Source organism: Mycobacterium appelbergii (genome assembly GCF_032883035.1).
GTDB classification, from domain to species: Bacteria; Actinomycetota; Actinomycetes; order Mycobacteriales; family Mycobacteriaceae; genus Mycobacterium; species Mycobacterium appelbergii.
The window spans coordinates 139,492-147,283 of sequence record NZ_JAMQTH010000020.1 but is presented as its reverse complement, the minus strand read 5'-3'; the positions used below and the strand labels follow the sequence as shown (position 1 = coordinate 147,283).

9 protein-coding genes are annotated in these 7,792 nt (G+C 63.6%); 5 read left to right on the top strand and 4 right to left on the bottom strand.

The genetic code is table 11. The features are described 5' to 3' along the window. Positions 1-187 precede the first annotated feature (187 nt). From M1247_RS33790 to M1247_RS33775, 4 genes are all read left to right on the top strand, one after another. On the top strand, positions 188-979 hold the full coding sequence (locus tag M1247_RS33790) for an SDR family oxidoreductase (RefSeq protein WP_317160803.1): 792 nt from the start codon (positions 188-190) through the stop codon (positions 977-979). A 10-nt stretch (positions 980-989) separates the two neighbouring features. Beyond that, positions 990-2,066: an NAD(P)H-dependent amine dehydrogenase family protein gene (locus tag M1247_RS33785; RefSeq protein WP_317160802.1), complete on the top strand. Its 1,077-nt coding sequence runs from the start codon at positions 990-992 to the stop codon at positions 2,064-2,066. 24 nt (positions 2,067-2,090) lie between these two features. Continuing rightward, positions 2,091-2,345 (top strand): hypothetical protein, encoded by a 255-nt coding sequence (locus tag M1247_RS33780; protein WP_317160801.1) that lies wholly within the window; start codon positions 2,091-2,093, stop codon positions 2,343-2,345. Between the two features lie 249 nt (positions 2,346-2,594). Then, entirely contained in the window at positions 2,595-2,897 is a 303-nt protein-coding gene (locus M1247_RS33775; protein ID WP_317160800.1) for a hypothetical protein, read from the top strand. Between the two features lie 181 nt (positions 2,898-3,078). On the opposite strand, the gene M1247_RS36500 is transcribed toward M1247_RS33775, so the two are convergent. The 4 genes from M1247_RS36500 to M1247_RS33760 form a co-directional block, all read right to left on the bottom strand. After that, positions 3,079-3,642, bottom strand: a complete 564-nt coding sequence (locus tag M1247_RS36500) for a 3,4-dihydroxy-2-butanone-4-phosphate synthase (protein WP_410506990.1) — start codon at positions 3,640-3,642, stop codon at positions 3,079-3,081. Between the two features lie 47 nt (positions 3,643-3,689). Further along, on the bottom strand, positions 3,690-4,223 hold the full coding sequence (locus M1247_RS33770) for a flavin reductase family protein (protein WP_317160799.1): 534 nt from the start codon (positions 4,221-4,223) through the stop codon (positions 3,690-3,692). After that, entirely contained in the window at positions 4,220-5,386 is a 1,167-nt protein-coding gene (locus tag M1247_RS33765; protein ID WP_317160798.1) for an LLM class flavin-dependent oxidoreductase, read from the bottom strand. Before M1247_RS33765 ends, M1247_RS33770 begins: the two co-directional genes overlap by 4 nt. A 170-nt stretch (positions 5,387-5,556) precedes the next feature. Then, positions 5,557-6,654, bottom strand: a complete 1,098-nt coding sequence (locus M1247_RS33760; protein ID WP_317160797.1) for an Lrp/AsnC family transcriptional regulator — start codon at positions 6,652-6,654, stop codon at positions 5,557-5,559. A 255-nt stretch (positions 6,655-6,909) separates the two neighbouring features. On the opposite strand from M1247_RS33760, the gene M1247_RS33755 reads away from it, so the two are divergent. Next, positions 6,910-7,788, top strand: a complete 879-nt coding sequence (locus M1247_RS33755) for a polysaccharide deacetylase family protein (protein ID WP_317160796.1) — start codon at positions 6,910-6,912, stop codon at positions 7,786-7,788. The last annotated feature ends 4 nt before the right edge of the window (positions 7,789-7,792 follow it).

Below are 7,792 nucleotides of genomic sequence, written 5' to 3'. Positions count from 1 at the left end.
CCGCCGCCGCGCGGGTCTCATCCTCGATCCCCACGGCCAACGCCGCCTCACCGAGCCCATCGAACATACGTTCGATATTGCCATATGGGTACGACACGAAGAAGCGAATTAGAACGTGTTCCAGAAACTCCTTCGCGTTGGGGTCGGACACTGCTACCGTGGCGCCCGGTAGACGATTGGAGTGCAGGTGATTCTGGACAGATTCCGGCTAGACGACAAGGTTGCGATAGTCACCGGAGCCGGCCGTGGATTGGGCGCCGCCATCGCGCTCGCATTCGCCGAAGCCGGTGCGGACGTGGTGATCGCAGCCCGCACCCAGTCCCAGCTCGACGAAGTGGCCGGACAGATCGCCGACACCGGGCGGCGTGCACACGTGGTGGTGGCCGACCTCGCCCACCCCGAGGCCACCGCCGAACTCGCTGCCGCCGCAGTGGCCGCTTTCGGGAAACTAGACATCGTTGTGAACAACGTCGGCGGCACGATGCCTGCGCCGCTCGTGAATACCTCCACCAAAGACCTGCGCGATGCTTTCACCTTCAACGTGTCGACCGCGCACGCGCTGACCGCGGCGTCCGTGCCGCTCATGCTGGAACACTCCGGCGGCGGCAGCATCATCAACATCACCTCGACCATGGGCCGGCTGGCCGGCCGCGGGTTCGTCGCCTACGGCACCGCCAAGGCGGCGCTCGCGCACTACACGCGACTCGCCGCGCTAGACCTGTGTCCACGCATCCGCGTCAACGCGATCGCTCCCGGTTCGATCCTCACCTCAGCGCTGGACATCGTCGCCTCCAACGACGCGCTACGCGAGCCCATGGAGAAAGCGACACCGATGCGGCGCTTGGGCGATCCGGTCGACATCGCCGCAGCCGCGGTCTACCTTTCCTCGCCCGCCGGCAGCTACCTCACCGGCAAGACGCTGGAAGTCGATGGGGGCCTGACCATGCCGAATCTCGACCTGCCGATCCCCGACCTGTAAGGAGCCTGCGTTGCCCATCAAAGTCGCCGCAATCGGAACCGGCAACGTCGGCCGTCATGCGCTCAAGCAACTGATCACCGACCCGGCCTACGAACTCACCGGAGTGTGGGTGTCTTCGGCTGACAAGGCCGGCAGGGACGCGGGTGAGCTTGCCGGCGTTGATGTTTCGACAGGCGTCCTGGCCACCAACGATCTCGACGAGGTGCTCGCAACCAAGCCCGAGTGCGCGGTGTACACCGCGATGGCCGACAACCGGCTGCCCGAGGCGCTTGAGGATTACCGGCGCATCCTGGCCGCCGGGGTCAACGTGGTCGGCAGCTCGGCAGTGTTCCTGCAATACCCGTGGCAGGTACTGCCCGCCGAACTCGTCGATCCCATCGAGGAGGCCACCCGCACCGGTCAATCCAGCCTCTTCGTCAACGGCATCGACCCTGGTTTCGCCAATGACCTTCTGCCCCTTGCCCTTGCGGGCACCTGCCAGCAGGTCGAGCAGATCCGCTGCATGGAGATCGTCGACTACGCCACGTATGACAGCGCCACCGTGATGTTCGATGTGATGGGGTTCGGCAGGTCGATCGACGAGACGCCGATGCTGCTGCAGCCGGGCGTGCTGAGCCTGGCCTGGGGATCGGTGGTGCGGCAGTTGGCCGCCGGCCTCGGGATCGAACTCGACGAGGTGACCGAGACCCACGTCCGGGAACCCGCACCCGAGGATTTCGACATCGCCGCGGGGCACATCCAGAAGGGCACAACCGCCGCCATGCGATTCGAGGTGCGCGGCATGCGCGACGGGAAAGCCGCCGTGGTGCTCGAGCATGTGACCCGGTTGCGCGACGACCTGTGCCCGGACTGGCCGCAACCCGCACAGGAGGGCGGCTCCTATCGCATCGAACTGACCGGCGAACCGTCGTACGCCCTGGATCTGTGCCTCAGCAGTCCCAACGGGGATCACAACCATGCCGGCCTGGTGGCGACGGCAGCGCGCGTGGTCAACACGATTCCCGCGGTAATTGCCGCAGCGCCCGGCATTCGGACCACTCTCGACTTACCATTGATCACCGGCAAGGGTTTGTACGCTGCCGGCTGATCCCCTGTGGAAGGACGTGTCACGATGTTTCGCTTGACAACACTTGCCGGATGTCTGGCGGCCGGCGCCGCCGCGGCAGCGCTCGGCATGGCACCCCTGGCCTCGGCCGAGCCGCCTTCCAACCCCCTGCTGCCGAAGTGCGAAGTGACCGGCGGCAGCTCGATCGAGGGCGGACAGACGACCGATTGCGCCAGTGAAGGCAACGTGCAGATCGATGCCACGCCGCCCGAGCCGGGCTACGGCATGTTCCCGTGGGACGACGACTTCTTCATCCTCTGACACCACGGACGTACACTTGCTCCAGCGATCGGAGCAGGTCATGAGTAAGAAATTCCGGTATCTCACGGTCATGCTGGCGGCGGGCTCCATTGCCGTCCTCGCTGCACCGGTCAGCTCTGCGGCACCCAAGTGCACGACCATCGGGCCGAACACCACGCAGTGCGAAACCAGGGGCAGTACCCAAATAGTCACGTCCCCTCCGGCGATTGACTACGGCCCGTGGTACGGAATCGTGTTTGGATTCGGGACATGAAGTGTCCAATCGCCGCACCATTGTTATTGGCCGCCGGCGGCATGACCGCCACACTGCTGTCCGCACCGGTGGCCGCCGCCGACCCTGAATGCACCGACGTGGGTGGGGCCACCCGCTGTTCGAGCCCGGGCAATGTGCAGATCAATGCCACGCCCACCCAGCGGGGGCCGTACCTTCCGTACGGCTGCGACCCCGCCTACGCCGCCCTCTGCTACGACAACATCCCCGGCATAGCCATCGACATCGGCGGCGGTGGGCGCCCCGATGGCGGCGGCGGGCGGCATCCGCGACCCCGCTAGCTACTTCGACCTGGAAAAACACTTGATCGGTTTGGGCCGAAGTGGCTAGCCGGTGATCCACCTGGTGTGGTTCGTGCTCGATGGCCGAGAACACGTTGCCCGCCGGCGGACAGCCATGGCCAGGTTGTGCAGGGCACGCGTAGACCACCAAGCCTGCCGGGCGTTCGTCGATTTCACCTCGTCAACGCTTCCCGACCTCGGCCCTGTACTCCAGGAGCGGCATCCCATGTCGAGCAGCGAATGCCGCAGCCTCCGCGACGTCGGCCATCCCGGCAGACGAAGTCGACACTAGATCGGCCATGACGGCGCCAGGAGCCAAGGGTTGCGTCCGTTCCGTGAGAGCGAGACACACCGCCGCGAGGCTGTCGTCACCGCGTCGAACCCGCATCGGAACAACGTGTCCTGGCCTGATCAGATCGCCGGCGGATGATCGCGGGCTCGCCAGTACGCGCGCCGTACGCGCGCGGTCGGTGGCGGAGATGCCGGTGGAAATGCCGGCTGCCGCGTCCGCCGCCACACACTGTCCGTATGCCGGATGCGTTGTGACCCGCTTGGTTGGAACCGCTTCAGGTAAAAACAATGTGTCACAGGTGGATTCGCGAAGCGCGACCTGTACGAATCCAGAAGTTGCCTGAATCAGGCGGGCCATCTGAGTCGCATTCACTGTCGCAGCGCAAGCGACCAGCACCGCTCGGGCACCCGATGCGACGACGACAGCTTCGCCCGCCCCAAGCGCCCGAATCATGCTGGCGACATCCGTCGTACGGTCGCACGACTGTGGCACCGTCACCGTCACCGCTGGGATCCAGCGCCGGAGGCGATCAGGCTAGCACAGCCGGACTCATGCCAGACCACTGCTATGGAACCTGAATTCGACGCTGTAGCAAGTACTCTCAGCACGACGAGATGATGGTCCCCAGCTGGGTACGTATGCTCGACCGAGCATTCCAACCACACTGGCGCGCCATCGAGGAAGAGTGCGCCACTCGGCTCGGCCCAGATTTCGAGTCCGTCGAGCCGCTGCTGTTGCTTCTTTGAACCGAGCTGTCTCACCTTGTGGGCGTGCACCTCCCCCAAGACGGAGATACCGATCGTCGGTGCCCCGGACAGCACAGGCCAGGTGGCCGATGTTCGTTGGATAGCGAAAGACACCAGCGGCGGATCTTGCGACACTCCCACTGCGAACGAGGTCGCCACAAGCACCGTGGGCATTCCGTTCACCACCGCCGCCACGGCCGCGACGCCGGATGGAAAACGCGAGAACGCGTCACGGACAGCGGCTTGGCCTGTGCACGGTGTCAGCTCATGACGACCGTTGCCGGTCACCAGCTGAACCCTCGCTTGTGCGGTGGCGTCCACACGCCGGCACGCTCGAGGTGCTCGAAGATCTCACCGCACTGCAGCACCTCTTTCTCCGACCATGTCAGTGGAGTGATCTGATAACCGCGCAAACCTGTTTCGCGGTAAATCGACAGAATCTGCTCGGCGATGTCACCCGGCGTGCCCAATAACACCTTGGCGCCGGAGGCGACGCCGACACTGCGAGCCGCAGCATCGAATTCAGCGTCACCGTGAGTGTCCTTATATGTTTGGCTTCGGCCCAGGAAGTTCGTGGCCCACGCACGGGCGGCATCCATGTCGATGGAATCCCGCAACTCCGCGAACCGGTCTTGCGCAGCGGCCGTGGATTCTCCGATGACGATCGCAACTGTACCAATCAGGTTGACTTCTCTAGGATCTCGTCCCGCGTTCTCAGCTATCCGGGCGATGTTCTCAACTGGTGCGCGCACTTTGTCGAGATCATCGACGAGGGTGAAGAATCCGTAGTCGCACTCGCTGGCGATCAGTTGCTGTCCTGCAGGTGACACCCCGGCGTTGAAGAGCAACGGCCACGGTTTCTGTACCGGATGTGGACCGATGAGTCGCCCGGAGAAGGTGTGGTAATCGCCCTCGAATTCGACTGGCTCGCCACGAGCTACCCACAGCGCCTTGACTGCGCGCACGGCTTCGGTCGCCTGGGCGTACCGTTCGGCATGGTTGAGTGATTCCATTCCGACGATGGCATCATCGAGGGTGCCGGGAACCACGTTCCAGGCCCAACGGCCGCCGCTGACGACGTCAAGATTGGCGCCCATGCGCGCGATCACCGCCGGCGGCAAATATTTGGTGTGCAAGGTACTCGCGATACCGATGTGTTTGGTCGCCGTGGCCAACACCGCACTCCAGACCGGAGAGTACAACCGGGGTTCTGCGTGCCCGATTCGTGCATTGTGTTCGCCGTGGCCTACGTAGGTGTCTGCCAGGAACAGAAAGTCGAATCCGGCATTCTCAGCTGCTCTGGCGAGCACCATCTGGGTGTTGACGTCCAGCACCGGCGGATTGGACTGCGCAGCCACCGCAGAGGTGAGGTAAGGAGTCTGGGAGTTGAACCACATCAGGCCGAATCGCAATTGGCCATCCGCCAGCCGCCTCTTGACCGAAGATGTCATAAAATACTTCCTATTCGTCGCAAACTGTCATACTACAAGAGTCGAATGATAACAAACGTCGTTCGAAGATGTAGTCGTGATAGCAAGTGTCATCGCCATGCCGGAAATTGGATTGCGACTCGCAGGCAGATGCACCACCGCACGGCCTTGGTGCGGTGTCGAGCGAAAGTTCAGCGGATGCGCTGGGAGATCAGCTCGCGTACAGAGCGCCCGGCTGCTTCTGCAGGCCCGGGGTGCCCAGTCGGCGACAACGGAGTCCAAGCCCGTTTTATGGTGCCAAGAGTGGTGTCTATCTCGACCGCTCCCGCAGACCGCAGCGCGCCCAAGACCTGAGTCTCGAAGGCGTACAGCTCGCCCAGGTGACGAAGGTGCACGCCCACACAGAGATTGAACCTGCCGGCGGTCACCCACATATACTTCGTCGAGTGGTGCCCCATGAGGTACTGGGCTGCCTCATCGAGACTGGCGCTGCCCACTCGTAACCAGACCAGAAGATCGGTGTCGAAGCCCAGAGTCGCCGCAGGCACGATGACTCGGAACTGGATGCAGCCCTCGGCTGTCAGCCTGTCGATGCGGCGCGCTACCGTCGACTCGCTGGTACCGACGTCCGCGGCAATCGCTTTGGCAGGTCGACGCCCATCCTCGACAAGGTGGGCCATGATGGCGGCATCGATGTCATCAAGAGACGCCGGGGAGTGCCACAGTCGATCATCCTGCCGCGGGTTGCTGCGCGCAGCGAGTGCTGCGAGTTCGGCGGCGCCGAGTCGGTCGACCTCCCATGCGTTGCTGGAGAAGAAGTTCCGCACGATTGACGACGTTTCAGTACCCCGGATCCCGTGAATGCTGGGAAGGTCCTTCGTGAGCACCCCGACGAGGGCATCCGCTGAAGGCACCACGAACTCGGCGATGATGTCAGCCGGACCCGTCACAATCGCGGCGTAGCGGACATCACTTCTGCCCCGTATCACGTCGGCCAGTCGGCCCCGTTCACGCGGGTCGCAGCTGATGCGGACCAGCGCTGGCACGCCCACACCGGCACGCAAGACGTCTAGATAGGCCACTACGCGAATCAGACCGGACTCAACGAGACGACGGCCCCGGCGCGCCACCGTGGGTTCACTCGCCCCGAGGGCGGCCGAGATGTCCTTCCACGAGGCCCTGCCATTGATCTGCAGCGCAGCGATGATCCGGCGGTCGAGATCGTCGAGGGAGAAACCGTTCTCCTCAGCCACATCTCGTCGAGCAGCCGGACCGCCATCAGGACTCACGTTGCGATGATAGCGCCAGGACGCCAGCCACCCGCGGCCAGATCGACGCTCGGCCGCACAGCCACACTCTTGATGACAGTATTGATCACACTGCGGACTATTATGCTATTATCAATCATATAGTCAGACGCTGGGCTTACCTGATGCAGTACCAGCCGATGGCGCGCGGACTTACTGTCCATGCCTAGGCTTCTTCGAAATCGTTCTGCGACAGACTATTCCGACAACCTTGGATGCCCATGGACGGAGATTCCAGTGAACAGCCAATCCGGGAGCGATCGCGAACTCGACCCCCACGCTTTGAGACAGGCTGCCGCCGCTAACGCCCGGTGCATCGAGACGATTCGCGGTTTCCCACGGCCCGAGGGAACGCAGATCGCCGTCAACTTCACTGCAGACTTCGACGCCATGCTGCTGCGGCGGCTGCTCGATGAGCCTCAGTTGCAGCTGGCCAAAGGCGAATTCGGCGGACGGGTGGGCGTATGGCGCCTCTTGGAACTGTTCGACCGCTGCGGCGTCGGGGCCACCCTTTTCGTGCCCGGACGCATCTGCGAGCTGTACCCAGAAGCGGTGCGTGCCTGGGCGGACAGCGGGCACGAGATTGCCGACCACATGTGGGAACACCGCGTTCCCACCGATCCACAAATCGAGCGCGACCACCTATTGCGCGCCACCGACGCGCTGGAGAGAACCAGCGGCTCCCGGCCGATCGGCACTCGGAGCTGGCACACCCCTGACCTGCTACTCGAGCTCGGTTATGTCTACAACTCCCACGGTGCGGCCGACCATCTGCCGTACCGCACCCACCACTCCAACGGGTCGTTGCTTAACCTGCCCTTCCACTACGCGCTGGACGACGCTCAGTTTTTCAGCTTTACCTGGATGAACACCGAGAACAGTGCCCAACGCATCGCTGACCCCGACCGCGTTCTCAACATGTGGTGGAACGCGTTTCTGCAGCAGTACCGGGTCGGCGGATATGTGAACTTCTGCCTTCACCCGTTCGTGTCCGGGCGGGCGTTGCGCGTCGCGATGCTCGAAGAACTGATTTGCCGTATGCGGGAGCTACCGGGCGTCTGGTTCGCCACCTGTGCCGACGTCGCGCGGCGTTACTCGACTATCGGAGAGGGTTAAGACC